General features: G+C 64.6%; 20 protein-coding genes. 12 read left to right on the top strand and 8 right to left on the bottom strand.

All coding sequences use genetic code 11. The features are described 5' to 3' along the window. Positions 1-91 precede the first annotated feature (91 nt). Positions 92-1,615, bottom strand: coding sequence for an ATP-binding protein (locus ACWKY3_RS08360; RefSeq protein ID WP_449315962.1), 1,524 nt, complete (start codon positions 1,613-1,615; stop codon positions 92-94). A gap of 12 nt (positions 1,616-1,627) precedes the next feature. After that, the gene (locus ACWKY3_RS08355) at positions 1,628-3,208 is read right to left on the bottom strand and encodes a vWA domain-containing protein (RefSeq protein ID WP_449315961.1); all 1,581 of its coding nucleotides are present in this window, start codon (positions 3,206-3,208) and stop codon (positions 1,628-1,630) included. Between the two features lie 236 nt (positions 3,209-3,444). Between ACWKY3_RS08355 and ACWKY3_RS08350 the strand changes: the two genes are divergently transcribed. Further along, complete coding sequence (locus tag ACWKY3_RS08350) at positions 3,445-5,502, top strand: leucine-rich repeat protein (RefSeq protein ID WP_449315960.1); 2,058 nt, start codon at positions 3,445-3,447, stop codon at positions 5,500-5,502. 191 nt (positions 5,503-5,693) lie between these two features. Here ACWKY3_RS08350 and ACWKY3_RS08345 read toward each other — a convergent pair whose 3' ends face one another. Next, positions 5,694-6,890, bottom strand: coding sequence for a hypothetical protein (locus ACWKY3_RS08345; RefSeq protein ID WP_449315959.1), 1,197 nt, complete (start codon positions 6,888-6,890; stop codon positions 5,694-5,696). A 371-nt stretch (positions 6,891-7,261) separates the two neighbouring features. On the opposite strand from ACWKY3_RS08345, the gene ACWKY3_RS08340 reads away from it, so the two are divergent. Next, on the top strand, positions 7,262-7,579 hold the full coding sequence (locus ACWKY3_RS08340) for a PBECR3 domain-containing polyvalent protein (RefSeq protein WP_449315958.1): 318 nt from the start codon (positions 7,262-7,264) through the stop codon (positions 7,577-7,579). Between the two features lie 523 nt (positions 7,580-8,102). Then, positions 8,103-9,746: a DNA repair protein RecN gene (recN, locus tag ACWKY3_RS08335; RefSeq protein ID WP_449315957.1), complete on the top strand. Its 1,644-nt coding sequence runs from the start codon at positions 8,103-8,105 to the stop codon at positions 9,744-9,746. Between the two features lie 102 nt (positions 9,747-9,848). On the opposite strand, the gene ACWKY3_RS08330 is transcribed toward recN, so the two are convergent. Beyond that, positions 9,849-11,819 (bottom strand): MDR family MFS transporter, encoded by a 1,971-nt coding sequence (locus ACWKY3_RS08330; protein WP_449315956.1) that lies wholly within the window; start codon positions 11,817-11,819, stop codon positions 9,849-9,851. A gap of 220 nt (positions 11,820-12,039) precedes the next feature. Between ACWKY3_RS08330 and ACWKY3_RS08325 the strand changes: the two genes are divergently transcribed. From ACWKY3_RS08325 to ACWKY3_RS08300, 6 genes are all read left to right on the top strand, one after another. Continuing rightward, positions 12,040-12,666: a TetR family transcriptional regulator gene (locus tag ACWKY3_RS08325; protein WP_449315955.1), complete on the top strand. Its 627-nt coding sequence runs from the start codon at positions 12,040-12,042 to the stop codon at positions 12,664-12,666. 787 nt (positions 12,667-13,453) lie between these two features. Next, positions 13,454-14,077, top strand: a complete 624-nt coding sequence (locus ACWKY3_RS08320) for a tryptophan transporter (RefSeq protein ID WP_449315954.1) — start codon at positions 13,454-13,456, stop codon at positions 14,075-14,077. Between the two features lie 263 nt (positions 14,078-14,340). Then, positions 14,341-15,180 carry an energy-coupling factor ABC transporter ATP-binding protein gene (locus tag ACWKY3_RS08315; protein ID WP_449315953.1) on the top strand — a complete coding sequence of 280 codons (840 nt, stop codon included), beginning with the start codon at positions 14,341-14,343 and terminating at the stop codon, positions 15,178-15,180. Then, entirely contained in the window at positions 15,177-16,043 is an 867-nt protein-coding gene (locus tag ACWKY3_RS08310; RefSeq protein ID WP_449315952.1) for an energy-coupling factor ABC transporter ATP-binding protein, read from the top strand. Before ACWKY3_RS08315 ends, ACWKY3_RS08310 begins: the two co-directional genes overlap by 4 nt. Then, positions 16,040-16,801, top strand: coding sequence for an energy-coupling factor transporter transmembrane component T family protein (locus tag ACWKY3_RS08305; RefSeq protein WP_449315951.1), 762 nt, complete (start codon positions 16,040-16,042; stop codon positions 16,799-16,801). Before ACWKY3_RS08310 ends, ACWKY3_RS08305 begins: the two co-directional genes overlap by 4 nt. A 324-nt stretch (positions 16,802-17,125) precedes the next feature. Beyond that, positions 17,126-17,821, top strand: coding sequence for a C1 family peptidase (locus ACWKY3_RS08300; protein WP_449315950.1), 696 nt, complete (start codon positions 17,126-17,128; stop codon positions 17,819-17,821). 164 nt (positions 17,822-17,985) lie between these two features. Here ACWKY3_RS08300 and ACWKY3_RS08295 read toward each other — a convergent pair whose 3' ends face one another. After that, complete coding sequence (locus ACWKY3_RS08295; protein WP_449315949.1) at positions 17,986-18,828, bottom strand: protein-ADP-ribose hydrolase; 843 nt, start codon at positions 18,826-18,828, stop codon at positions 17,986-17,988. Between the two features lie 289 nt (positions 18,829-19,117). Here ACWKY3_RS08295 and ACWKY3_RS08290 point away from each other — a divergent pair, with 289 nt between their 5' ends. After that, on the top strand, positions 19,118-20,218 hold the full coding sequence (locus tag ACWKY3_RS08290) for an ATP-binding protein (protein WP_449315948.1): 1,101 nt from the start codon (positions 19,118-19,120) through the stop codon (positions 20,216-20,218). 62 nt (positions 20,219-20,280) lie between these two features. On the opposite strand, the gene ACWKY3_RS08285 is transcribed toward ACWKY3_RS08290, so the two are convergent. The 3 genes from ACWKY3_RS08285 to ACWKY3_RS08275 form a co-directional block, all read right to left on the bottom strand. Then, positions 20,281-21,528: an MFS transporter gene (locus tag ACWKY3_RS08285; RefSeq protein WP_449315947.1), complete on the bottom strand. Its 1,248-nt coding sequence runs from the start codon at positions 21,526-21,528 to the stop codon at positions 20,281-20,283. A 132-nt stretch (positions 21,529-21,660) separates the two neighbouring features. Then, positions 21,661-22,746, bottom strand: coding sequence for a hypothetical protein (locus ACWKY3_RS08280; protein ID WP_449315946.1), 1,086 nt, complete (start codon positions 22,744-22,746; stop codon positions 21,661-21,663). Between the two features lie 257 nt (positions 22,747-23,003). Further along, positions 23,004-23,888 (bottom strand): LysR family transcriptional regulator, encoded by an 885-nt coding sequence (locus ACWKY3_RS08275; protein ID WP_449315945.1) that lies wholly within the window; start codon positions 23,886-23,888, stop codon positions 23,004-23,006. Between the two features lie 78 nt (positions 23,889-23,966). On the opposite strand from ACWKY3_RS08275, the gene ACWKY3_RS08270 reads away from it, so the two are divergent. Together ACWKY3_RS08270 and ACWKY3_RS08265 are read left to right on the top strand one after the other, a co-directional pair. Further along, positions 23,967-24,608: a cyclophilin-like fold protein gene (locus ACWKY3_RS08270; protein ID WP_449315944.1), complete on the top strand. Its 642-nt coding sequence runs from the start codon at positions 23,967-23,969 to the stop codon at positions 24,606-24,608. Between the two features lie 53 nt (positions 24,609-24,661). Then, a complete protein-coding gene (locus ACWKY3_RS08265; RefSeq protein ID WP_449315943.1) occupies positions 24,662-25,522 on the top strand; it encodes a DUF3737 family protein in 861 nt (286 codons plus the stop codon). The last annotated feature ends 144 nt before the right edge of the window (positions 25,523-25,666 follow it).

Here is a 25,666-nt window from a genome sequence, read left to right as displayed (position 1 = left end):
AATTCAAGTTCGCTTGTTCAGAGGCTCAGAGAGCGGGACGTGGACGACGGGCTTGCGGGCGGGGATGGCGTGCCCGCAAGCCCGCTTAGGCTCATTCCACGTCCAGGTCCAAGCGGTTGATGCGCTCGGCCAGGTCGGTGCCGCGCTCGTAGAACAGCAGGCTTTTGTTGTGGGCGAAGTAGCGCTCGCACCCGTGGTCGTTGATGAACGCCATGCTGTAGCGGTTGGCCGAAAGATCGGTCACCAAAAGCAGCATCTCCTGGCCCTCGCCAAACGCGCGCTCCACGAACGCAAACGCGTTGTCCAGCGCGCGCGAGGCGGTGTCCACCTGGGCTTCAAGCGCGTCAACCGATTCGCCGAACAACTCTTTGATCTGGCCGAATGCAACGTGTCCACCCTGGGCGTCACGCAGCGCGGCATCGAACAGGGCAAGTGTGCGCTCGTAGGACACGTACGCCTCGTCAGAAAGCAGGCCGCCTGCGCGCTCCGTTTCCAGCTGCCGTTGCAGGGCCGCGGTCTGCTCGCGCAGAAGCGGCAGCACATCCGCCGAGTCTGCATCTGTCGCCCCGCCCGCTGCAACGGCATCGCGCAGAGCCGCCAGCTTGCCGTGCGCGAACTCCACGGCGCGCTCCTCCAGCACGGCGGTGCGCACAGTGCTGCCCAGCGCGTCGGTGAGCAACCCCATGAGCGACACGCGCTCGTCGAAGGCGGCCTCGCGGGCGCGCTCCTCCACTGAGGCGTCCTCCTCGCCCGCCAAGATGCGGTCCACCTGGTAGTCTGAGCGGTACTTGGTGAACAGGTCGTAGTACACGGAAAAATGCTTGGCTATCTCGGCGTTCTGCACGTACTGGCCTATCAGCAGCTCGTCTACGGGAATACCCTGCTCCTCGTAGAGTTTCATCATGGCCGACAGGTCGTCCCACCCGCGCGCGGTGACGAACGACTTGCCGTCCACGGTGGTTTCCACCCGGTAGAAGTGGTCACGCTCGATGTCCAAGTACGACAGCACGGCCGGGTGCACGCCCGCCTCCACGGCGAACACGCGCCAAGCGGAGAAGTCCGGCTCCACGTCGATGCGCTTGAGGCGGTCCCAGGTGGCGATGTCGAAGTCATGCGCCGTGCGGTTGTACTCGGGCGGGTTGCCGGCTGTGACCACTATCCAGCCGTCGGGCACGCGGTGCCTCCCGAACACCTTGTACTGCAAAAACTGCAGCATGGCGGGCGTGAGCGTTTCAGACACGCAGTTGATCTCGTCCAAAAACAGGATGCCCTCGCGTCGTCCCGTGGCCTCCATGGCGTCGTACACCGATGCGATGATCTCGCTCATGGTGTACTCGGACACGTCGTACTCCACACCGCCGTAGGTTTTCTTTGCAATAAACGGCAGGCCGAGCGCGCTTTGGCGCGTGTGGTGCGTCATCGAGTACGACACAATGCCCACGCCCAGCTCCTGGGCGATCTGCTCCATGATGGCGGTCTTGCCGATGCCGGGCGCGCCCAGCAAGAACACGGGGCGCTGCCGTTCGGTGGGAAGGCGGTAGTTGCCGAACTCGTCTTTGAGGAAGTAGGCGAGCATGGCGTTTTTGATCTGGTCTTTCGCTTGGCGGATGTCCATGGTGCGTCCTTTCTAGCGCGCTGCTTCCCCGCGCTTGGGGTCTGCGGCGGATAAAGCGGATTCATCCTGCATGATGGCGGTTTCTTCAAGCACCACCTTCATCGCCCAGGGCGGCACGGTTGGGCTGGCCTGGGCGGTGAGATTGTCCACGAAGGCGAACGCCACGTCGTAGTCGGGCTTGCGGGCGGGGTAGGTGCCCTGTCCGTCGGTGAAGTAGATAAGCCCGCCCAGGTTGACAAGGTCTCCCTGGTCAAGCGCGTTGTCCACGTAGGAGAACACGGGGCGGAAGTCGGTGCCGCCCAGCCCGCGGATCTCCAGGTTGTCCAGGTAGTCGTTCAAATCGTCCAGGTTGGCGATGCGGGCGACGTCCGTGACGGCGGCGTCGCACTGCACGATGAGCACGTTCATGTCGGCGAAAAAGCTCGTCTCCTCGGCCAAGATGGCGTAGGTTTTCTCGATGAAGCGCCGCACCAGGCCGTCTTTGGTGGAGGCCGAGGTGTCGATGGCGATGACGAAGTCGCGGATGCGCTTCTCCTCCACGTACTCCAGCGGCTCGATGAGCGGCAGGTTGCCGTAACGCGTGAGGCCGTAGCAGTAGTACACGTAGTCGAACTCGTCATCGTTCACGCGAATCTGCTCGCCCATGCGCGCGAACTTGCGCAGAAACTCGCGGTAATCCTGCCGCTCGCGCGTGACGGCTTTAAGACCCATGGACAGGTTGGCTCCGTCGATGCCCCACAGCTTTATGTAGGAATCCAGCTGCACGCCCATCTCGTAGGCGACGTTTTTCCACTGGTCGCGCGCCCGGTCGAGCGTGACCGTGTCCGCGAAGCGCCCGGCGGCGGTGGCGTGGGCCTCCTCGGGGGCGTCTTTCTGCATGATGTCGTCGGGGTCCATCGCGCCGTGCGACGAGCGGCTCTTCTTGGCGTCGCGCGCCTGCTGGGGAACGTCCATGTCGATGCCGTTTTTGCCGGCCCGCGCTGCCGCTTCGGCGCCCGCGTGGCGCTCGCCCTCGTCGCGGTGCCCCTCTGCGCGGGAGGCGTCGCGCGCGGCCTCTTCGGCGGCCATGCGGTGCCAAGGAGCGTGGTCGTCCACGAAAAACGGCGCGCGCAGCTTTTCCACCTCGTGGTCGTCCAGGTTCCGGTCGAGCAGGTGGCGATAGACGGTTTCGGCTGTGACCAGGGGAAGCGCGGCATCGATGCGGGCGAGCGCGGCAAGCTGCCGAGAGGATGCGGCTGTGCGCGTGGCCGGCAGGTTCAAATCCGCGATGACCTTCTCCACCGCGATGTCGCACGCCGCGTCCCAGCGGACGGCGTCCACGTCGGTGCCGGGGAAGGGGTGCAGGAACACGTTGTGGAGGACGATGTGCAGATAGGCGCGCGCGAGCGCGGCGGGATCGTCGGCGTAGGCGCGGGCGATGCCCGCCGGGTCGTAGCGCAGATGCGCGCCGTCGGTGGCCAGGGTGGATCCGGGTGCGGGGAGGAGGGCCAGGCGCGAGAAGGCGGCGTTCATGAACCTGAGGCTCACGAGCAGCTCGTTCTTGACGAGTTCGAGGGCCTGGCGTGCAAGCGGGCCTGCGGCTTCGGCGGCCATGGTGCTCCTTCGTGCGAACGCGGCCGCGCCTTGCGGCGCGCCCTTCGGTCATCGGTCGCGACGGGGCGCGGAGCCGAACGTTTGCGCGGTTCGGCGCGGGCGAGCGACGCGTGCCGGCGGCAAGCCGGAAAGCGCGGTCGCAGCCCTTGCCTTCGCCGCTTTCCGCAGTGTAGCATGGAGCACGCCGACGGTAAACCGATGCCAAAGCAGGCTGTTTTGGGAGGTAGCACAATACTATGAACGAAAACGCGCTGGTGTTTCGGTGTGCGGACATTTCCGTGGAGGATGTCATTGAGCATGCGATCAAAAACCCGCTGAACCTTGGCGCCTCCGACGTGGACGTGGTGGAGGCGGCGCGGGCCCAGGAAGGGGAGGTGTGGTCGCCCCAGCTTCTGCCGTACCGGCCTTGGACCGAGGGCGACGCCGGCGAGGGGGCGGCCGGTGCGGCCGACGACCTTGCGTCCGTGCGCGGCGGCACCGACGGCGACCTGTTCGTGGTGGGGGCCTTGGGCATGGGCATCACCGACGAGGAGCGCGAGGAGCTGCTCGCGCAGGCCGCGCGCTTCGCGGTGGGCGGGGAGGGGGCCGCTGCCGGCGGTGCCGTTGGGGCCGGGCGCATCGATGCTGGCCTGCGCGATGCCGTCAAGGTGCGCCAGGACGCGGACGGATACGCGCTTGTGGGATTCGACCTGCGGCGTTTCGCCGAGGCGGCCGATGCGGGCGAGGATGCGGCCGTGGTTTTGCCCGCGTTCGTGGACGGCGTGCCGGTGGTGCGCATAGCCGCCGAGGCGTTCTCCCGTCGCTTCGTGCAGGGCGTGGGCATGCGGGTGCTCGTGATCCCCGACACCGTGCGCAGCGTGGCGGCGAACGCGTTTCTGGCGGTGAGCGCGCGGCGCATACACGTGGGGCGCTCGGTGGAGCTGCTGGGCGAGCAGCGCTGCGACCTGGCGGGCGTGTCGCCGCGGTTGGCGCGCCGGGAGTACTCGGTGGACGCGCGCAACAAACGCTACCTTGCCCGCGACGGCAGCCTGTACGCCGACGGAGGGCGCGAGCTTTTGTTCTTGGCGTCTCCCTACGGCGAGCGCGTGGTGCTTCCGGCGGATGCGGAGCGGGTGGCGGCTGCGGCGTTCGCCGAGGGCTGCGAGCCTCCCTCGGTGGTGGACTGCGGGGGCGCGCTTGCCCGCGTGGAAGCGCGGAACTGGGACGACGCGGTGTGGCGCTGCCCCGAGGAGGCCCCTGCGCACCGCGCGCTCGCAAAGCGCGGCGTGCGTCTTGCGGGGCCGGACGCCGTGGAGCTGGACGGCTGCTGGTACGACTTCGACGACGAGGGCGCGGTGCTGGTTGCGGGCCCGCCGCAGCCGGTGTCGGTGTCGCGGCGGTTCGCCGAGCAGGCCGCCGTGCGCGCGGTGGCCGTGCGCAAGGCCGGAGGGGACGCGGATGCCGCGGACGGCGCGCCGTCTCCCTTCGCCGCCGCAGCCGAGGCGGCCACGGAGTTCGCGGCGGCGGGCTACGCAGGTTCCACGGTGGAAGGCGTTTCTGTCGGCGAAAGCGAGGTTCTGGCGCTTCCGCGCGAGGTGGAAGGCCGGCCGCTTGTGCGCATCGGCGTGCGGGCGCTGCCGTGGGCGCCGCCGTCGGTGATCGTGCCGGACACCGTGCGCGTGATCGAGCGCGACAACGCGTGCCGTGCGACCAAGCGGCTGGTGCTGTCCGAGGGGCTGGAGGCCATAGGCGCGCACTGCTTCTGGTCGCGCAAGCTGGACGGGCCCGTTGTGGTGCCGGCCAGCGTGCGCAGCGTGGGCGAGGGGTGCTTCGAGTACGCGGTGTGCCGTCTTGCGCGCGTCGGCGCGGTGGTGCACGTGTCGGCGAACCAGCTGTCGAGCTGCTGGCTTGCGGATGCGGCCGACGGCGTGCCCTTCGACTTCGCGCGCTACGACGAGATGCTGCGGCAGGGGGAGAGCCTGCCCGACGGCCTGGGCGCGCTGCTGCATCGGCTGGCCGTTCCGTACCGCTTGGACGAGGAGACGCGAGCGGCGCTCGTGCGCGCGTTGCGCTCCCAAGGTCGGCCCGCCCTAGAACGCGTGGCGCGCGAGGGCGACGTGGCCATGGTGCGCGCGCTGGTGGAAGCGGGCTTCATCGACGACGAGGTGTTCGAGAGGCAGATTGAGCTTCTGCGCGCCTGCAACCGCACCGATTGCGTGGCCTACCTCATGGAGTTGCACCGCGAACAGCGCGAGGCCGCCAATGCCGGTGCCGCGGGCGGTGCGAAGTCTTTGCGCGATAGGTTTGCGCTGTAGGGAAGCGGCTTGCGGGCTGTGCCAGTGCTGGGCCGGGGCGTCCCTTGGGGAGGATGCTCCGGCCCGTTGTTCGGCGGTTCGCCGCCTGTTGCCCGGTTCGCGCTCTTGCCTCAACGCCGTTGCCGGGTCCGCGTTTCCGCTCCGCTTCGTTTCGGCGTCGCCGTCAGGTTCGCATTCGCGCTTCGGTGCCGCTACCAGCGCTTCACGAGCGCAAGGATGTTCTCCTTCGCGAGCTTGGCGGCCGTTTCCGGCTGGAGCTTGTCCAAAAGCTCGTAGTACTTCACCACTTCGGCGGGGTAGGTGGCCCAGTGGCCCACCTTGTCGGTGCCTATCATCAGGCGATCCGGGTGCTTCTCGATGAGGGCGACCCAATCGTCCATGGTGTTTCCGTCCCGGTAGTCGTTGGGGAAGTTGTCCTGCATGTAGTAGTCGTACACCACCCACGATATGTCGATGTAGCAGTTGGGATTGCGTTCCAAGAGTCCGTCCGCAATCTGGGTGAGGCCCTGGATTTCCACGCGGCGCGAGATTCCCACGTGCGCCCATATGATGTTGCAGTCGCGGTTGTGCTGAAGCGCGGCCTCCAGCTCGTCCAAATACAGAACGTCCTCGCAGCTCTGCGCGGTGATGTTGTGGTGCACGAGCACGGGCAGGCCCTCCTGCGCGCCCAGGTCGAACACGTCCAAAAACGCCGGGTGGTCCAGGTGCGGGGGCTCGCCGTAGGTGAGCGCCGTGAGGTCGTCGTGACGGCTCATGATCTCGCCGATGCCGCACCAGAAGTTCGGGTAGAGGCGCAAAAGCTGTTCGATATGGTCGGCCGCGAAACGGTCGTTGCCGTTGATGCCGCAGATGAACGGGAAGAAGCGCTCTCGGGTGGACGCGGGCTGCGCCAGCAGCTCCTCGGCCAGGATGAAGTCGGTGCCCGAGTAGTAATAGCAGCGGCTATCGTTGGAGAGGTAGTAGCTGGGCGCTTTCGGCGTGTGCTCGTCCCATTGCTTCGCGATGCCCATGCCGAAGATGACGGACTGCGAAACGCCCGACATGTCCTGCGCGCGGACGAGCGCGGGAAAGCCGTCGCTTTTCTCCAGGAAGTCCACGTAGTGCAGGTGGCTGTCCACTATGTCGTAGCGGATCTCCTGGGAGGGCGCTTCGATGTCTATGTCGTCGGCGACAGGCCGGGCGATGCTTTCCGCAGACGCGACGTCGGTGCCCACCTGGTCTGTGGGAAGGTCGCTCCTTCCGTCGGCGCCCTCCGCGGCTTGCGACTGCGATTGCGACTGCGTCTGCGGTTGCGCGGCGCAACCGCCCATGGCGGTCAGGGCCCCGCCGGCAAGCCCCGCCATCCCCATCTTCACAAACGAGCGGCGGGTCAATTCGTTTCCGGACATCGAATCCCTCCTGTCTTCCGTTTTTCGACGCGCATCGGCTCCGGCCCTCCTTGTTTCCCCGTCATGGACATAGTACCCTGCAAACAACCCCCCCCAAGCCCGAAGATTCAACCTTCTCAGTCTTTTCGCGATCACTACGGTAAAGAAGTCTTCCATTCACGGATTCCTTACCGTTGTGTCAGGCGATAGCGTTGTGAGGGCACACTCGCGCCAATATATAAAACGTTTTGGGCTTCGGTGCGTGTTTCCTCTGTTAAACGGGCGCGTATCCCGAAGAGACGCTGCTCATTGGGGCTGCCGAAAGCGTATGGAATGGTAGCGATGCTCGGATCAAGATAAGCATTGATGTTGGCAGCAGGCTCGTTGTCGCCATGTCCGAGCATCTATCAAGCGCGCTTGAGAACGTTTTCATAACCGATAGCGACATACGCCATATAAAGCGCAAGCATGGCACCAACGAGGAGGAGCGTGGTCAGGTTGCCGTCAAACCCTCGGACTTTGGGCGCATACCCACAGTACTGAACGAATTCGACACCTGCGAGCACACCGACACTGACAAGCTGGGAAACAAAAAGTTTCTTCTGACGAAGAACATGGGGCACACCGTTTATTTAGTCACGATTCAACGTGGCAAGCGTAAACTGGAGATCAAAACGATGTGGAAGAGAAGGTCGGGTGCCTCGTGCTAGCCGATGTGGCTCCCTTGGGCTTACGTCCGAAACGACCCCGACGATATGGTCATTATATCAATCGGTTGCGATTGCGTGAATACGGAATGCAAGACGCATACAATAGACACGCAGCCGAAACTGAGGGCTTGAATCGTCGAAACCGAAGCTGAAGTAGGTTGTGAAGATTCGGGCTTTTCCAGTGTGCGGATCTGTTCTGCATGCTGGAATTTCTGCGGGAAAAGACGCCTGCCGCATTCTGCTGAGCAAGTCGGAGGAGATCTTCTTCTAAGGCTGGCGGCGTCTGAAAAAAGACCACCTCCAGACTGTTGATCGCCTAAAAGAGAACTGATCAGGTTTCATGGAGTGCTTGCGGCTTAGATCGTTCGTCACGAGGCTCCGAACATCCTTGCTTCCACCGGCCGTTCGCAAGAAGTGTCAGAGCGGTGTCGGCGGCTCTTGTTCGGGTGGATCGACCTCGCTTGGGTGGCCGCTGCTGGTATACTGGGGCATCGACGAAACATGATGCCGCGAGAGGTGTGCGATGATCGACGAGATCCAGGTTGAGAACCTTGCGCTCATACGGCGCGCGACGCTCGAGCCGGCGCGTGGGCTGACCGTGCTCACGGGCGAGACGGGCGCGGGCAAAACGGCGCTGCTTTCCGCGCTCAAGCTGCTCATGGGCGAGCGCGCCGACAAGGGGGCCGTGCGCGACGGCGAGGACGCGCTCGTGGTGTCGGGGCGGTTCTACCAAGAGGGGCTCGATCCGGCCGATCCCGCGTCCGAGCTGGTGGCGGTGCGCCGCGTGGGGGCCGACGGGCGGTCGCGCGTGAGCATCGACGGGCGCATGGCCGGCGTGGGCGAGTTGGCGGATGCGGTGGCGCCTGCGATCGATCTGTGCGGCCAGCACGAGCATCAGCGGCTTATGAAGCCGGCGTCGCATGTGCGGATGCTCGACGCGTGGGCGGGCGAGGCGGTCGCGACGGCGCGGGAGGCGTACGAAAAAGCGTTCGCCCAGGCGGTGGAGACCGCAGCCGAGCTTGATCGGGTGCGCGAGGCGGGCGAGGCGTCGTCGGCGAAGCTTGACGAGGCGCGCTTCGTGCTCGCGCGCATCGACGCGGTGGGTCCGCGCGAGGGCGAGTACGACGATCTGGCGGCCGACCTCGCGCGCGTGGAGAACGCCGAGGCTCTGGCCACGGCCGCGAACGCCGCGCACGAGGCGCTTGCGGGGGAGGGCGGCGCGCTCGACGCCCTGAACGCGGCCGCGTCCGCGCTCGACGGGGCGGCGCGCCACGACGCCGCGCTCGGAGCGCTCGCTGAATCGCTGCGCGAGGCGGGCTACGTGCTGGAGGACGTGTCCCGCGAGGCGCGCGACTACCGCGACAACGTGGAGTTCGACCCGGAGGCGCTCGCGCAACAGCAAGAGCGCATGGCGGCGCTCCAGGGCCTTCTGCGCGCGTACGGCCCGCGCATGTCCGATGTGCTGGCCAAACGCGAGGAGGCGGCCGACCTGGTGTCGCTGGTGGACGACGCGGCCGAGCGCGAGCGCGCCGCGCGAAGCGCGTGCGACGCGGCCGAGGCGGCGCTTGCGCAGGCGGCCCGCGCTTTGGCCGCAGCGCGTGGGGAAGCCGCCCCCGCCTTCGCCGCCGCCGTCACGGAGCAGATGGCGCGTTTGGAGATGGGCGGCGCCCAGCTTGTGTGCGATCTGCGTCCGCTCGACCGCGCGCAGTGGACGCGCACGGGTCCGCAGGCGGTGGAGTTTTTGTTCCGCCCCGGCGCCGGCATGCGGGCGCGCCCGCTTGCGCGCATCGCGTCGGGCGGCGAGGCGAGCCGCGTGATGTTGGCCGTGAAAGTGGTGCTGGGCGCGGCAGACGAGGTGGGCACGCTTGTGTTCGACGAGGTGGATGCCGGTGTGGGTGGCTCGACCGCCGTGGCGCTGGCCGATGTGCTGGCCGACCTCGCGCGCACGCACCAGGTGATCGTGGTCACGCACCTTGCGCAGGTGGCCGTGCGCGGGCAAGTCCACTACGTGGTGCGCAAGACCAAGGGCGAAGGCGACGTGCCCGAGACGGACCTGCGTCGCCTGGCCGCAGACGAGCGCCCCGCCGAGATCGCCCGCATGCTCTCCGGCGACGCGACGGAGACGTCCCTCGCCCATGCCCGCGAGATGCTCGCCGCTGTTCGGTAGCTCTCCGCCCGGCGTTCGCTCGGCGTCCGCTCGGCAGCGCCGCGCGGCGGGTTTCGCGCCTCGCGGGCGGAGGCGCGGGACGCAACGCCGTCTGCCGGGGCGTCAGCGCATGACGACGGGCAGCGAGCCTTCGTCGCCCGCAGGTTTCTTGGCCCCGTCATCTGCCGGGGCGGCTTGCGCGTTCGCATCGCGCTTCTCCAGGTACATGCTCATGGTGTGCTGCGTGATGTCCGAGCGGTTGATGACGCCCACCACCTGGCCCTCGTCCAGCACGAGCACCTTCTTGAGATGGTTTTCGCCCAGCACGCGGCACACCTCGGTCAAATCGGCGTGCGCGTCCACGCCGATGATGCCCCGGGCCCCGATGCTTTTGGCCGGCATGTCCATAAGCTCGTCGAGCTTCTGCCCGAAGTCGCGCGAATCCGACCGGACGGTCTGCACTATCATGACCACCGGGTCCATAACCGAAGCGCTGCGCGTTGCCAGAAAGCGCATGATGTCGCCGTCGGACACGAATCCCACGGCCTTGCCCTGCGCGTCCACGAGCGGCGCGGCGCTGATGCCCTTGTCCACCATGAGCTTCATGGCTTCGGCCACGGTGGCGTCGGCGGGCAGCGTGTACACGTCGCGCTTCATGACGGATTCGAGCACCGTGCGGCGCGCGTTGCCCTTGTCGCGGGCGGCCGTCTCGCCGGGCTTGTCCTTCACCAGCGTCACGGTCATGATGAACCCGATCAAGCACAGCAGGCCCGCCACCGCAAACGCCATGTCGATGCCGAAGAAGCTGGCCGCGGGCTCTCCCATGGCGGGCGAGGCCAGGTTGGTGGCGATGGTGGACGCCGACACGATGATGGCCGTGCCCAGAGAACCCGCCACCTGCCGGAACGTGTTGTTCACCGAGGTGCCGTGGTTGACCAGCTCGTTGTCGAGCGCGTTCATGCCCCAGGTGGTGATGGGCATGTTCACCAGCGACAGCGAGAACAGGCGCAGCGTGTAGACGACGGTGAGCATGATGATGCCGGTGCTCGGCCCCAAAAACGCGAAGCAGAACGTGGTGAGCGCGAGCATGCCGGTGCCGATGAGGCTCAAGATGCGCGGGCCGTGCTTGTCGAACAGGCGGCCGGCCACCGGTCCCATGGCGCCCATCACAATGGCGCCGGGCAGAAGCACCAGGCCGGACACCGTGGCCGAGTAGCCCATGAGCGACTGCAGGTAGATGGGCATGAGGATGCCGCCGGCCAAAAGCGCGCCCTGCACCAGCATGCCGATGATGGTGGCGATGAGGAACTTGCGGTTTTGCAGCACGCGCACCTGCAGCATGGGACGCTCCATCGCCAGCTGGCGGCGGAAGAACAGCACCAGCGCCACAACGCCCACCGCAGCGCCCACGGCCGCGTCGATGCTCAAACCGTACGACCCGATGGTGGAAAGCCCGTAGAGCAGCCCGCCGAAACCGAGGGTGGACATGATCACCGAGGGCACGTCCAGCGTGACGTCCTTGTTGGTGTCGCCGCCTTTCTGCAGCGCGAACGCGGCGATGACCACCACGGTCGCCGACAGCGCCGTGATGATGTAGAACAGGTCGTGCCAGGTGTAGCTGTCGATGATGACGCCCGCCACGGTGGGGCCGATAGCCGGGCCGAACGCGATGACCACACCGAACAGCCCCATGGCCGTGCCGCGCTTCTCCACGGGGAAGGTCCACATGAGCACGGTCATCACCAGCGGCATGAGGATGCCCGCGCCCGCCGCCTGCACAAGGCGCCCCAGCAACAGCACGGCGAAGTTCGGCCCCCAGCCGGCCAAGAAGCTCCCTAGCGTGAACACGGTCATGGAGACCAAGAACAGGCGCTTGGTGGTGAAACGGTCGGTCAGAAACGCCGTGATGGGAATCATGATGGCGTTCACCAGGGTGAACCCAGTGGTGAGCCACTGCGCGGTGGCGGCGTCCACGCTCATCTCCGCCATGACCGACGGTAGGGCCGGGGCCACGACGGTTTGGTTGAGCACGGTGACGAACGTGCCGAACACGAGGACGGCCAACATGACGATCTGCTTACGCGTAAGACCCATAGAGCGTGTTCCTTCCGATGCGTGAGGTGCTGCCGCAAACAAAGGCGTCCTCGGGGAGGGCTTGCGCCCGGCCCCGAAGACGCCCCTGTCGGCGGCTCCGGTAATTTACACCCAGTATAAATATTCATTCGGTAAAAGAAAAGTGCTCGAAACAGAAGTTGTGGTACCCTGCACGGAAACGGCACATCGGCATCGTCATCGTCGGGAGGCGGAACGTAACGTGGATCAGGAGCATGCAGCTTCGGAAGGGCTTAGGTACCGCAAAAAGCTCAAAGCTCGGCTTGCGGCGGAGCGGGCGGCGCTCGAACTGGTGCTGGAGCGGGGCTTCGACGGGGTGACGGTGGAGGACATCTGCGCCCGCGCCGAGATATCGAAAAAGACCTTCTTCAACTACTTCCCGTCGAAGGCGGCCGCCGTCACAGGCCGGTTCAACGCGTTTCCCGATGACGAGCGGCTGACGGCCGTCCTTGCGGAGCAGAGCGAGGCATGCTATCTGGATGTACTGGTGGACGTGGTGGGCGCAAGCTTGGCGTCGGATGAGGACGAGGACGTTGCGGCCCTGCGTCGCGAGGCGCTGTGCGCCATGCCCCAGCTGTTCTTCCAGGGCCAGCGCGACCTGCTGGCCGTGCAGCACTCCATAGCGTCCGCGTTGCGCTCCCATCTGGCCGAGCACCCTGATCGCCGCATGCTCGCCGGCCAGTCGGTGGAAGAGGAGGCGCTGGTGGCCTCGTCCACCGCCATCGGCCTTGCGCGCACGCGCTCCATGCTGCGCGTTCATGGCGACGGCGAGCCCACGGCCGCCGAGACCCGTCGTCTCATCATGGCCTACCTCGCCGCCGGGGAGTGAGCGGCGGGGCAGGGCGCGATCGCGGGCTGACCGCGAACGGCGCCCTGCGGCACGCGCGGGTCGGCTTGCCGCGCAAGGTCCCGCAGGCGCCTTGAAGGGCTTGACCCGGCGGGCGGGACCCGTCGACGCACCCGGCCAGGGGGGCGTGGCCCGGGGTTCGGCAGACGCGTGCTTGCGGCAACGTCGGTTTCGCAGAGAGGGGAAGCCGCTTTCGTAACTGCCTGCGCGTTTCGGTGCCCACGCCATGTCCGCGCCCTCGCAGCTCCTTGCATTTGAGAAGGTGCGCTCTCTTGCGGCGGCCAGATTGCCCCAAATTCCTCTTGACAGCATTCCGGAGCGTTGTGCTATAGTTTGCGCCACAACTGAATACCTCAAACCGATGAGGCGAAAGTCAAGCCGTCATGAGCACTCACAGAGAGCGGGCGTAGCTGGGATTCCCGTAGGAAGCTGGGCGGTAAATGGTTCGCCGAGGGAAAGGGGAAAGGAAGCCGGATGCAGACGCAAGCGCTGCAGAAAGCGACCGAGTATCTGGACCGTGAGCCTGCGTCAAGGGCAGAACATGTGTTGGCATGTTCGTGAGAGGGTTCTGCATTGCAGAGCCAATAAAGGTGGCACCGCAGGTTGAAGACCTGTCCTTTATCTCGAAGGACAGGTCTTTTTTGTTTGCGGCTCTTTGTTGGACGGCAATGGGGGGTTCCTCGTCAGCGAAGCGCGTGCCGGCAAAAGGATGACGCCCCGGGAGGGGCAACGACCGGCGGGAAGCTCCGCCAAGAAAGGACTGAGGAACATGGAACAGCAGATCAAGCGCGAGGTTGCAACGCAGGTGGCCGCTGTATCGCCTGTCGGGGCGCGCAAGCGCGAAGTGGCCGCGCCGCAAAAACAGGCGGGGCTTTCCACACAGGACCTTATCCTCATCGCCGTGCTGCTGGCGGCGGGTGCGGTGCTCAAACTCACGGTGGGTTCGCTGCTTTCGTCCATGGGCATGAAGCCCAACTTCATCATCGCCATGTACTGCCTGGCCATCGTCTTGACGCGGCCGAAGGTGGGGCAGGCGGTTGTCATCGGTCTTTTGGCCGGGCTTGTGTGCCAAATTCCCCTGCTCAACGCCACGCCGCTTTTGAACATCCCCTCCGAGGTGCTGGGCGCGCTCGTGTGCGGCCTGCTGGTGAGGGTGCCCATGGAAATCGGCGACAAGCTGGACCTCAATCCGCTGGTGAACACGTTTGCCTCCACGCTGGTGTCCGGCGGCGTGTTCGCGTTTTTGTCGGTCTGCATCAACGTGATGTCCACGGGTGGCGACATGATGGTGGCGCTGGCAACGTATGCTGCCATCGTGCTGGGCACGGCCACGTTCAACGCGGTGCTGGTGCAGATTTTGGCGCTGCCGCTCAAGAAGGTTTTGAAGCGCTAAGAGTTCCGGCGGTCTACCGACCGCCGGAACCGCCCGACGCTGCGGCTTCGCGGGGTGCCTCATCTTGCCGCAATGGCGAAGGCTCGCGTGCCGAAGTACGCGTCACCTGCGCCATTTCGGCAATCTGAGGCACCGCGCGAACCCTCGCTGACATTTGTTCGACCTGTGCCATTTTGTTCAACCTGTGTCGTTTTACTCAACCGGTACCGTTTTGTTCAACCTATATCGTTTTGGTAACCTCCATCGTTTTAGAAAGGCGCCCTATGATAGAAATCACTGACTTTTCGTTTCAATACCGGGAGGGCGGTGAGCCAACGGTGCGCGACATCAACCTCTCCATTCCGGCGGGGACGTTTGTAGGCATCACCGGCCCGGCGGGTTCGGGCAAGTCCACGCTCACCTACGCCATGAACGGCATCGTGCCGCACTGCTATCCGGGCGATTTCTACGGGTCGGTGCTGGTGGGCGGGCTGGACACCTGCGAGACGGCGCTCACCGACCTCTCATGTGCGGTGGGAAGCGTGTGCCAGGATGTGGACAGCCAGTTCGTGACGCCGGTGGTGGAAGACGAGGTGCTCTACGGGATGGAGAACTTCGGGGTGCCGCGCGACGAAATGGAAACCCGCCTGGAACGGGCGCTCGCCGACATGGGCATAGCCGATCTGCGCGAGCGAACCATCGCATCGCTTTCCGGCGGGCAGAGGCAAAAGGTGGCCATCGCCTCGGTGCTGGCCATGGAGCCGAAGGTGCTCGTGCTGGACGAGCCGACCGCCGAACTTGATCCAGCCAGCTCGCAGAGCGTGTTCGACCTGCTGGTTTCCTACGCGCGCACTCATGGAACCACGGTTGTGGTGGTGGAGCAGAAGATCGCGCTCCTTTCGCGCTATGCCGATATGCTGGTGGTGGTTGAGGGCGGGCGCATCCGCTTTGCCGACGAGCCAAGGCAGGTGCTTGCTCATGCCGATGAGCTGCTGGAGATCGGGGTGAACTGCCCGCGGTCAACCACGCTGGTAAATCGTTTGGCCGACAGGGGCGTGTGCGAGCGTGCGGCGGTGCGCACGGTGAGCGAGGCGTGCGATGCGTTGGAGCGGGTGGTCGCATGAGCATGGTGGAGTTTCGGGAGGTGCGCGCGTCCTACGAGGCGGCGCTTCCCGTCTTGAAAGGCGTGAGTTTCGCCATTGAGCAGGGGGAGTTCGTGGCGTTTGCAGGCACGAACGGCGCGGGCAAGTCCACCACCATGCGTCTGGTGAACGGCCTTTTGAAGCCGGATGCGGGCCAGGTGCTGGTGGACGGCGTTTCCACCACCGAGCTTAAGACGAGCCACCTGGCGCGCACGGTGGGCTTTTTGTTCCAAAACCCCGACAGCCAGATCTGCTGCAACACGGTGCGCGAGGAGCTGCTGTTCGGCTTCAAGGCGCTCGGGTTGGCGGGGAAGGGCGCCGCTTTCGAGGACGCGCAACAAGCCGAGGAGCGCGTTGACGAGATGATCCGCGAGTTCGGCTTCAACCCCGACGTCGACCCGTTTCTGCTCAACCGGGGCGCGCGTCAGCTGCTGGCGCTCGCCTCCATCGTGGTGCTCGCGCCGCCGGTGGTGGTGCTCGACGAGCCGACGACGGGTCTGGACTATCGGGAATGCACGAAGGTGATGAACATCGTGCGCCGTATGCACGAGGCGGGGACGACGGTGCTCATGGTGTGCCACGACATGGAGGTGGTGGCCGACTACGCGAAGCGCTGCATCGTGATGAACGACGGGCGCGTGGTTGACGACGGTCCCGTGTTCGAAGTGCTGCGCAACCGCGACACGCTGGCGCGCGCCTCGCTCATGCCGCCGCAGGTGGTGGATGTGTCTTTGGAGCTTGCGCGCCGTGTGCCGAGTTTGGCGGAAGGCCCGGTGGGGAGGGCGAACACGCTCGAGGACATGGTGGAAGCGGTGGCGACGGTTGCGGAAGGAGGGCTCGCATGAGCGCGTTTTTGGAGTACGTGCCGGGGGAAAGCCCGCTGCACCGCATGAACCCCGTGGCGAAGCTGGGCGCGGCGGCTCTGTTCGCCGTTGCCTGCTTTTGCACGAGCAGCCTGGTGTTTTTAATGGCGTTGCTGGCGGCGGGGCTTGCACTGGCGGCAATGTGCGGCATGGTGCGGCAGACGCTCGGACTGGTGCGGGCGGTGCTGGCGTTCTCGCTGATTTTGGCAGTGGTGCAGCTGCTCACAACGCCCGCAGGCGTGCAGCTTGTGCAGCTGCCGTGGGGCTACATCGGCACGGGAAGCCTGCTTGCGGCGCTCACGACCATCGTGCGTCTTGCGGCGGCGGCCATACCGCTCTTTTTGGTGTTCTACGTGACCAAAACCAACGACCTTGCCAACGCGGCGGTGAAGGTGCTGCACGTGCCGTACAAGTACGCGTTCACGTTCACCTCGACGGTCCATTTCATCCCCGTGTTCATGAACGACATGAAGGGCGTCATGGAGGCGCAGACGGCGCGCGGGGTGGAGTTCGACCGCGGCGGCATCGTGCAGAAAGCGCGGCTCATGGTGCCGTTGTGCGTGCCGCTTCTGGTGTCGTCGGTGCGCAAGACCAACAGCGCCGCCATCGCCGCCGAGGTGCGCGGCTTCAACCTGCGCACGGCTGCGAGCGGCTACAAGGAGTACCCGATGCGGGTGCTGGACGCGACGGCGCTTGCGGGCGGCGCCCTGCTGGTGGCGCTGGCCGTGGCGTTGGGATAGGAGGCGAGCGCGAGGTTGCTCGGTGCGATGAGGCGACGCCGCAAGGAACGCTTTGCCGCGTTGTTCGAGGTATCGGCGTTTGCGTGCGGGCTTTATGCTGGCGGCGGTTCAGCGGAGGGCATGTGGGGGTATGCGCATGAAACATGCCTGGTGGTATGCGGAGGATCTGCGCGTAAAAAGTCGTTCTGGCGCGTGAACGGTACACGGGCGTCTGGTTGATCCAAAGTGTTGTTGCGTATAATTTTCCTGAGGCGTAGAGGGTGAGTCGTTGCTTTGGATAAAAAGCCCCCCGCGTCGTAGTGTTCCTGCAACAAAGGAGGACGTATGGAGAAGGCCAAAGCGCTTGGAATCGTCCGCACAAGACACAGGGTGCTTCGCGGATGCATGGCGTTTGCGCTGGCGTTCGGGCTGTGCGGGGTGGCTCCAACGGCGGCTCTTGCCGACGAGCAGTCGGAGGTTTCCGAATGGCAGGCAGCAGTTGGCCAGATGGATGCAGCAACGTATCAGCCTTATTCATATGCGGATGCATCTGACACGCCGGCGCCCGCCGCGAATTCGCTGGAGGAAGAAGCAACCCTAACCGGTGCGTCTATCACCAATTCTGAATTCGACTTGCGCGACTACGGTTTGGTGACGCCCGTAAAGCTTCAGAACCCTTGGGGCACCTGCTGGGGATTTGCCGCTATCGCCGCAGCCGAGTCGTCCATTCTCGCCGACATGTGGCGGGCGGGCGGCAACTATCGGGCAGAGTTGGTGCTGGGCACGCCCCGAGAGGAGGATGCGCAGTCCACGCTGCTTGCTCTGTCAAACGCTCATGATACGTTCGCGCAGGCGCAGAAGGCGGGCTTGAAGGCAGGCCCCAAGGCGGAAACGACGCCGATTGCGAGCAAGAAGGACCCGTCCACGCTCGTCAGGACGGGCGACGCCGCGCAGTCTGTCGCGGCGGGAACGGTGCTCCTCGCGGCAATGGCAAGTGCGCTGACGGCGGCGGCCGCGTACCGGAGGCGCAAACAGCAGTAAGGATGCGCTGACGTGCTTTGTGCGTTGGTGACGCAGGCTCGGTGGGTGCATGACGCGCCCGCCGAGCCTGCTTCTTTGTGTTGCCGGAAATGGAAGATAGGGGCGCGTTGTCAAAGGTCGCCCCGTTGGGCGGTGGAGGGATCGCTATAGCTTGCGTTGGTGTTTCAAAGGCCAAGAAGCGCGCGGTAGATGCTCTCGTCGGCGTCTCCGAACACGTCGAACACGACGCGCAAGGGGCGGGCGGGCAGGGTTTTGCCGTTTGGCGCGTCCGTTGGGCGGCGGGCCTGCTGCTCGTCGAGCCAGGCGCGCACGGTGGCGACCGCGATACGCGCCGCCTCTTGCTGCGGGAAGCCGAACTCGCCGGTGCTGATGCAGCAAAACGCGATGGTGCGGCAGGCGTGTTGCGCGGCGGCGTCCAGGCAGCTGCGGTAGCACTGGGCCAGCTGCGTGCGATGGGCGGCGGTGGGCGAGCCGTTGGCGATGGGTCCCACGGTGTGGATGATCATGCGCGCCGGCAGGTTGAACGCCGGTGTTGCCTTGGCGCGCCCCGTGGGCTCCTCGCAGCCCTGCTCGCGCATGAGGCGCGCGCATTCCAGGCGCAGCTGCACGCCGGCATAGGTGTGGATGGCGTTGTCGATGCAGTGGTGGCCGGGAATCCAGCAGCCCAGCATGCCGCTGTTCGCGGCGTTCACGATGGCGTCTGCGGCCAAGCGGGTGATGTCGCCGCGCCAGAGCGCGAGCCGTGGGTCGGCGGGGCAGGGGGGAAGGGTGGCGGCATCGGTTATGCCTGCTTGCGCGATGAGTCCTTGCAAAAACCGGTCTTGCACAGCAAGAAACTCAGGGGGCGCGGGCAGGGGCTCGCGCGTGTTGACGAGGGCGCGAAACCGCTCCCACGTGCGGTCAAACCACACAGAATCGCTGCGCGGCTCCACGGCTGAGGCGCCCATACCGCGCTCCTCTTGCAGGTAGTTCACCAGGTAGGCGAGGTCGGTTGCGTGCTGGTCCATAGTGGTTGCCTTTCTCGGCTGCTCAAGGCGGGCCGGCTAAGCGGGTGGCTGCGGGCCCCCAACGCAGGAAAGACGCGTCGAAGCCCGGGGCGTTTCTGCAGCAAGACCAGCTTACAACCGAACAGATTCGCACGCAAACAGGCGCGATTGAAGCTCATGTCTCCTCTATTCAAGCCTGTTGCTAAAACTGCTAAAATGAACTAAAAAAACTAAACCAACCTAAAGAAACTAAACAGAACTAAAAGATCTAAAAGCAAGCAACGTTCGCTTGCGGAAGAGGAGATAGGGTATGCGTAATCCGTTCACGCCGAGTTTTGGACAGGTGCCGCCTTTGATGGCGGGTCGTGAGGTTATTCTCGCCGACATGCAACACGCTTTTGATGAGGGCCCGGGTGATCCGAATCTGTGCACCATTTTTACAGGTGCGCGCGGGACGGGCAAAACGGCCCTCCTGCTCGATTTATCGGCTGAAGCCGAGCAGCGTGGTTGGATAGCTGTGAATGCCACGGCTATTCCGGGTATGCTTGAAGATGTGTTGGAACAGGCACTGCGCAAGGGGGCGCATCTGCTTGAAAAGCAGGGGAGTGTGCGGTTGACTGGTGTGACGTTTGCGCGTGCGCTCGGTTTGCAGTGGGAGTACGCAGCGGCTGCTCCCGGCAACTGGCGCAGTCGTATGACCGATGTGCTTGAAAAGCTGCATGAGCATGGGGTCGGGTTGCTTGTCACCGTGGACGAAGTGGATCCGGAACTTGACGAGATGATTGAGCTTTCGGCGGTGTATCAGCATTTCGTTGGTGAAGGGCGCAAGGTGTCGCTGCTCATGGCGGGGCTGCCTCATAAGGTGTCGAGGCTGCTTGGGCACCAGACGGTGTCGTTCCTTCGGCGCGCTTGCCAGCACAGACTTAATGCGGTGTCTGACGCTGACGTACGGCGGGCGCTTCGGGGCACCGTCGAACTGTCGGAGAAAGCTATTGGCGACAAGGCTCTTGATGCGGCGGTTTCTTCCATCGGGGGATTTCCGTTTATGATGCAACTCGTTGGCTTTCGCTTTTGGCAGGCGGCCGGGGATGAGCGTACGGTTTCTCTCGAACACGTGCAGCAAGGGGTAGAACGTGCCCGAGAGGACATGGGCGAGCGCGTCTTGCGTCCGACGCTTGACGAGCTATCGGCAGCCGATCTTGAATTTTTGGTCGCCATGCTTGCGGATGACCGCGTGAGCGAGGCATCGGAGTTGGTGGAGAGGCTGGGGAAATCGTCGGGCCATGTGTCAACGTACAAGCGCCGCTTATTGGAGCACGGAGTGATAGACGCTAGTCCGCGCGGCACGTTTTCGTTCGCCCTGCCTATGTTGCGCGAGTATCTTCCGGTTTATTTGGAGGAATCGCTGTAAACCAGGTCGTCAGTGGATGCCATGTTTGGCACCCACTGACGTTTCCGTGCCTGTTTCGCTTGTTATCTAACCTCAATAGCTGGCGAGGCGACGCGCTTCTCGTGCTTTGTTGCCGTCAGCTTAACGAGTGCGACGGCGAGGGCGCAGGCGCCGAGGGTGAAAAGGGCGCCTACCGGGCCGGTGGCTGCAAGGCTGCCGGTGCTCACCACCGCGCCGCCAACGAGCGAGCCGAACGCTATGCCCGCGTTGAACGACATGGGATGGAGCGAGGCGGAAAACGTCACGGCTGCCGGGTAGTCTGTTCGCGCGACGTTTTGATAGAGCATCTGCACGGTGGAGTTCATGACGTACATGAGCAGCGCCACCACAAGGACATTGGCGATGGCGGGCAGGCCCGAGGGGATGGTGACAGCCAGCAGAGCGAGAGCGACTGCGTGCAGGGCGAACGTGACGGGCAGGGCGCGCAGGCCGAAGCGCTCGGCTATCCAACCCGACAACAGGTTGGACCCCACGCATGCCGCGCCCACGAGCAACAGCACGGCGCTCACACCGACGCTGTCAAGGCCGACGGGCCCTTCGAGCACGGGCGTCAGATAGGTGTGGAACACGTAGGTGCCCGCCGCGCCCAGCAAGATCATCGCGGTGTTCGCGAGCGCGCGGCCGTCGCCGAGAATGCGAAGCTGGGAGCGCAAGGCGGGCGACGTCCTTTCGGCTGCGGAGGTGGCGGAGGCGCCTTGCCGGGGCAGGGAGGGCAGCAAGGCCGCGCTCACGGCTAGGCCGAGCACGAGCACGCACACATAGGCGGTCTTCCAGCCAAATGCGTCCGCGAGCAGAGTTCCCACGGGCACGCCGACCACGCTCGACACCGAGAAGCCGGCCAGCAGCAGCCCGATGACGCGCGGGGCGCGCGTGTTGCCCACGATGTCGGGCACGTAGGTCATAGCTATAGCCAGAAGCGTGCCGGAGGTGACGGCGGGCATGAGGCGCGAGACAACCAGCAGCGCGTAGTCATTGGCGAACAACGTGAGAAGGTTGCCCGCGTTGAATACGACAAGCAATGCGGCCGTCAGCCCCAAGCGGTCGGCGTGCGCCGACGCAAGCGAGATGATGGGGGTGGCCACCGCGCAGGCAAGCGCGTAGTAGCCCACCAGGTCGCCAACGGCAACAAGGGGCGCGCCTATCCCTTCGGCCACATCGGGCGTGATGCCGATGAGCACGAACTCGGCGAAGCCGAGCGCAAAGGCAAGCGCTACGAGCAGCGCCGATACAAGGCCGGCGCGTGCGGCAGGGACGGGGGAGGCAGCGGGCATGGCAGTTCCTTTCAACGATTTCGTTCGCCCCTTACGGTAACGTTGCCGGCAAAGAATAGCCAATGCTTATATTCGATTGTTAGTTATTCCTTATAGGCATGATAGGGAGAGGGAGCGGCACCCTTCCCAGGTTTACAGCTCGCGCACGAGGGCGAGGGAGCGCATGATCCATTCGCGGGCGCCGGCAAGGCGGTAGCCGGTGAAGCCGGCCTCTTCAAGCAGGGCCTGCACGGTTTGCTCGGAGATGTCGAGGTTCGCAAGCTTGCCGAACTTGACGCCGCGCGCGGCGACGTCGCGCGCGTGGTCCCAGTAGGTTCCCGCGTATCCGAACGTGGTGGCGTGGGTTGCGGGGTCTTTGATGGCCGCCCGCACCATATCCTCGGTGTCCTCGTAGAACAGGCTGCGACCGTTGTCGTAGAGCGGGTAGAACGATTCGCCTTCGGTGTTGATTTTGAGTGCCATGTTCGACAGGTGTCGGTCGTCTTGTCTGGTGACGAAGTCGAGCAGCACCATGCGGTAGAAGTCGTCGGCGTATGCGGGCCGCACCGTGAGCAGGTTGTCCAGCTCGTTTTTGCCGCGCGGACCGTTGAACAGCCTGCGCATGTGCACCAGGTACTCCTCGGCGAAATCGTATACGAACTCCGAGAACACGGAGTTGGCATCGAAACGGCGTGCGGGGCAGCAGGGGATTCCCATCTCCTGTGCGAGCAGGTAAACGGCTATCTCGGACTCAACGTCCGCAGTCAGCGGACTGATGCGCTGCTTGACAATGCCGTAGCGCCCTTCGAACGCCGCGTAGCGTTTGACGTTGAAGCCCTCGGGGGTGTTCACGCTGTCACCCTCGGCGTCGATGCGGTGCAGGAACACCGATTCAAACACGTCGGTTGTCGCATCGGAGAGTTTGTCATCTGCGCGGGCTGCCAGCCATAGTTCGTCTCGCGGGTGAATGGCGTGCGTCGCATCGGCCAGTTTGAACGTGTCGTATTCGGAAAGGCCGCATCTGAACAGCAGCTTTCCAATGTCGCGACGTTGCGGGCTGACAATGCGCTCGGAGAGAAATTCCAGGAACGCGGAGGAGCTCCATGACGGCGCGCCCTGAGTGCAGAGCGCCACTGTTGGGTTGAGGTCGGCGTTCACGAAGGAGACGGAAAGGTCGCGGCGCACGATGCCCACGACGTCATCATTCCATTTCAGATAACGAAACGCATCCTCGCTCATCGATCCCTCCCCTCGGCGCGCTGGTCTGCCGTTTGTCCTCATTCTATCATGCGCGGAAAGCGCTCGTTTTGTTGCGTGCAGCGAGGCGCTCGTTCTGCTTGCCGCATGTTGCAGTTTGGGTGCCCGTTCTGCTTGTCGGGCGTGGTGACCTGGCTACTGATTGGGGTGTTCGCTCCATTTAGCGGATGTGGCGGCTCGAGTGCTGCTTCGGGTGTCTGCTTTGCTTGCGTTCCGGGGCTTCGCGCATCGCGGACCAGCTACCGGCCCACTTCCTTGCGCAGGCGTTCCAAAAACAGCTTGGCAGCAGGGGAGAGGGTGCGGTGGCGTTTCGCAGCGATGCACGCGTCCAGCGTGAGGGCCGGCTCGACCGGGCGGAACGCAAGGCCGCGCGCGTTTTGCGCATCCACAAGGCCGTCGATGCAAAACGCGTAGCCCAGTCCTCGCTCTACAAGAAACGTCGCGTTCGTAAGGAGGTTGTAGGTGGCCACGATATGAAGCGCGCCGAAGTCGGCGCCGAACCAGTCGAGGCGCTGGTGCCCGCTGTAGGGTTGGTTGGGGAAGATGAGCGGCACCTGTTTAAGGTCGTCAAGCGTCACCGAACCGCGCTCGGCCAGCGGGCAGTCTGCGGGCATGAGCAGCCCGTAGGTGTCGCGCATCCCGAGGTCCAGGTAGTCGTACTTGTCCCGATGCAAAGGACCCAGCAAAAGCCCGAAGTCCAAAAGCCCCTCGTCAAGCCGCTTCATCACCTCCTCGGCATCCCCGCTGTGCAGGTGCAGGCGCATCTCGGGGAAGTCCGCGCGCAGGCGGGCGAACACGTCGGCGACGAACTCCATGACGCGCGTCTCGCCGCAACCGAGGTACACGTCTCCGCCGAGGGTGCCCTCCTCGCTGCGCAATGCGGCCTCCGTGCGCTCCATGAGGTCGATCATCTCCTGGGCGCGGGCGCGCAGGTAGGTTCCCTCGTCGGTGAGCGTGACCTGCTTCTTGCCGCGCACGAGCAGCTGCACGCCCAGCTGCCTCTCGAGGTCCATCATCTGCTTGGACAGCGTGGGCTGCGTGACGTGCAGCGCCGCCGCTGCGCGCGTGATGCTCTGCTCGCGGGCCACCGCTAGGAAGTAGCGCAGCAGACGTGTTTCTATCATAGCTTCTCCTGTCATGCCTTTTGTCTATGTTTGAACATACTACAGAAGTATTGGCTATTTTAAAAGAGCGGCGATACCATGCTAAGGCGAGAGGCGGCGGCTGCGGAAAGCGCGGCCACGCCGACGAAGGGAAGGCGGGCGAACATGGGGAAGCTGGTGACGGCGATGGCCCTTGCGGCGGCTTTGGGCATGTTGGGCGCGCTGGGCGGGTGCGCCTCGGGCGATGGCTCGTCGGTGAGGGTGGGTGAGGCAGCGCAAAGCCAAGCCGCCTCACCGTCCGATGAGATGCAGGGCGCGGACGGCGCTCAGGCGGGAGCGAGCGGTCAGGATGCGGAGGCGGCGCCGGGCGCGCAGGTCGCCGACGTGGTGCCGGCGGAGGTCATCGAGGCGCGAGCGCAAGGCGCCGTGGTGACGTTCGAGCTGAATTCGTCGGATGCCGCCGCAGGGCTTGGCGCCCAACTGCCGCTTTCCGCAGACGTGTCGAATTACAGTTCGAACGAGAAGATATTCTACCCGCCCAAGGCGCTCGATTGCTCGGACGCGCCTGCGGCCGAGGGCGGCGCAGGCACGCTCGCCTACTACGAGCCGTGGGGCAACGTGGTCATGTTCTACGGCGATTACGCGCCGAATCCCGACCTCTACGAGTTAGGCCAAGCTGTGTCGGGCGCGGAGAACATCGCCAGATTGTCGGGAGCCGTCGAGATCACGGCGGTCGGTTGAGGAATCTTTGGCAAAGCGAAGTCAGGAATGCGCTTCGAGGAGAGAGGAACGCGGTGGAAGGCACGGTTATCGAAGGAAGGACGTTCGACGAGGAGAGGGCTCTGTACGGATCGCGGAACCTGGTCGTGCGCGACTGCCGGTTCGCCGGCCCGGCCGACGGAGAGAGCTTTCTGAAGGAGAGCTCCGATGCGGAGGTGCGCGATTGCTTCTGCGACCTTCGCTATCCGTTCTGGCACGATAGCCGTGTGGTGATCGACGGCTGCGAGCTCACCGAACGTTGCCGCGCGGCGCTGTGGTACACGGACCACGCGGAAGTGCGCAACAGCAAGCTGCACGGTATCAAGGCGCTGCGCGAATGCCGCGACGTGGTTATCGAGGGCTGCGATATCTCCTCGCCTGAGTTCGGGTGGTCAACCGAGCACTGCCGCATGGCCGACACTTCTGCGATGGGCGAGTACTTCATGATGCGCGCCGCCTATCTCGAGCTTCGCAACGTGCGGCTTGCGGGCAAGTACTCGTTCCAGTACGTGCGCCAGGCGGAGCTGTCCGGGTGCGCGCTGGACACCAAGGACGCCTTCTGGCATGCCGACAACGTCACGCTGGTCGATTGCGACGTGAAGGGCGAGTACCTGGGTTGGTACTCGAACCATCTCACGCTCGTCCGATGCCGCATTTCGGGCACGCAGCCCTTGTGCTACTGCAAAAATCTCACGCTGGTTGACTGCGAGATGGACGGATGCGATTTGGCGTTCGAGAAATCCGAGGTGCAGGCCACCGTGACAACGCATATCGACGGTGTGAAGAACCCGCTGCGGGGGTCCATCGTCGCCCCCTCCATTGGGGAGATCGTCGCGGAAGAGGGCGTCGATTGCGCTATAGAGGAGACCGCGCTGCGGTTTGCGACGACTTTTTAAAGCCCGGCCGCTTCGGGAAAGCGTTTGCAGGGCCGGGATATGTCGAACATGCATCATAGAGAGGAGACCAGCTATATGAAGTCAAGACCCAAATCGTGAGTTTCTGAACTTTTTAAACTGTTGGATTTTGTACTTTGACAGCTC

Source organism: Rubneribacter sp., from assembly GCF_965361815.1.
The sequence above is the reverse complement of the archived record's forward strand: the minus strand, read 5'-3'. Positions and strand labels throughout refer to the sequence as shown.

Coding starts and splice junctions, on each gene's coding strand:
- ACWKY3_RS08360 (WP_449315962.1), bottom strand. CDS start 1,615: ATGGACATCCGCCAAGCGAAAGACCAGATCAAAAACGCCATGCTCGCC.
- ACWKY3_RS08355 (WP_449315961.1), bottom strand. CDS start 3,208: ATGGCCGCCGAAGCCGCAGGCCCGCTTGCACGCCAGGCCCTCGAACTC.
- ACWKY3_RS08350 (WP_449315960.1), top strand. CDS start 3,445: ATGAACGAAAACGCGCTGGTGTTTCGGTGTGCGGACATTTCCGTGGAG.
- ACWKY3_RS08345 (WP_449315959.1), bottom strand. CDS start 6,890: ATGTCCGGAAACGAATTGACCCGCCGCTCGTTTGTGAAGATGGGGATG.
- ACWKY3_RS08340 (WP_449315958.1), top strand. CDS start 7,262: ATGTCCGAGCATCTATCAAGCGCGCTTGAGAACGTTTTCATAACCGAT.
- recN (WP_449315957.1), top strand. CDS start 8,103: ATGATCGACGAGATCCAGGTTGAGAACCTTGCGCTCATACGGCGCGCG.
- ACWKY3_RS08330 (WP_449315956.1), bottom strand. CDS start 11,819: ATGGGTCTTACGCGTAAGCAGATCGTCATGTTGGCCGTCCTCGTGTTC.
- ACWKY3_RS08320 (WP_449315954.1), top strand. CDS start 13,454: ATGGAACAGCAGATCAAGCGCGAGGTTGCAACGCAGGTGGCCGCTGTA.
- ACWKY3_RS08315 (WP_449315953.1), top strand. CDS start 14,341: ATGATAGAAATCACTGACTTTTCGTTTCAATACCGGGAGGGCGGTGAG.
- ACWKY3_RS08310 (WP_449315952.1), top strand. CDS start 15,177: ATGAGCATGGTGGAGTTTCGGGAGGTGCGCGCGTCCTACGAGGCGGCG.
- ACWKY3_RS08305 (WP_449315951.1), top strand. CDS start 16,040: ATGAGCGCGTTTTTGGAGTACGTGCCGGGGGAAAGCCCGCTGCACCGC.
- ACWKY3_RS08300 (WP_449315950.1), top strand. CDS start 17,126: ATGGAGAAGGCCAAAGCGCTTGGAATCGTCCGCACAAGACACAGGGTG.
- ACWKY3_RS08295 (WP_449315949.1), bottom strand. CDS start 18,828: ATGGACCAGCACGCAACCGACCTCGCCTACCTGGTGAACTACCTGCAA.
- ACWKY3_RS08290 (WP_449315948.1), top strand. CDS start 19,118: ATGCGTAATCCGTTCACGCCGAGTTTTGGACAGGTGCCGCCTTTGATG.
- ACWKY3_RS08285 (WP_449315947.1), bottom strand. CDS start 21,528: ATGCCCGCTGCCTCCCCCGTCCCTGCCGCACGCGCCGGCCTTGTATCG.
- ACWKY3_RS08280 (WP_449315946.1), bottom strand. CDS start 22,746: ATGAGCGAGGATGCGTTTCGTTATCTGAAATGGAATGATGACGTCGTG.
- ACWKY3_RS08275 (WP_449315945.1), bottom strand. CDS start 23,888: ATGATAGAAACACGTCTGCTGCGCTACTTCCTAGCGGTGGCCCGCGAG.
- ACWKY3_RS08270 (WP_449315944.1), top strand. CDS start 23,967: ATGCTAAGGCGAGAGGCGGCGGCTGCGGAAAGCGCGGCCACGCCGACG.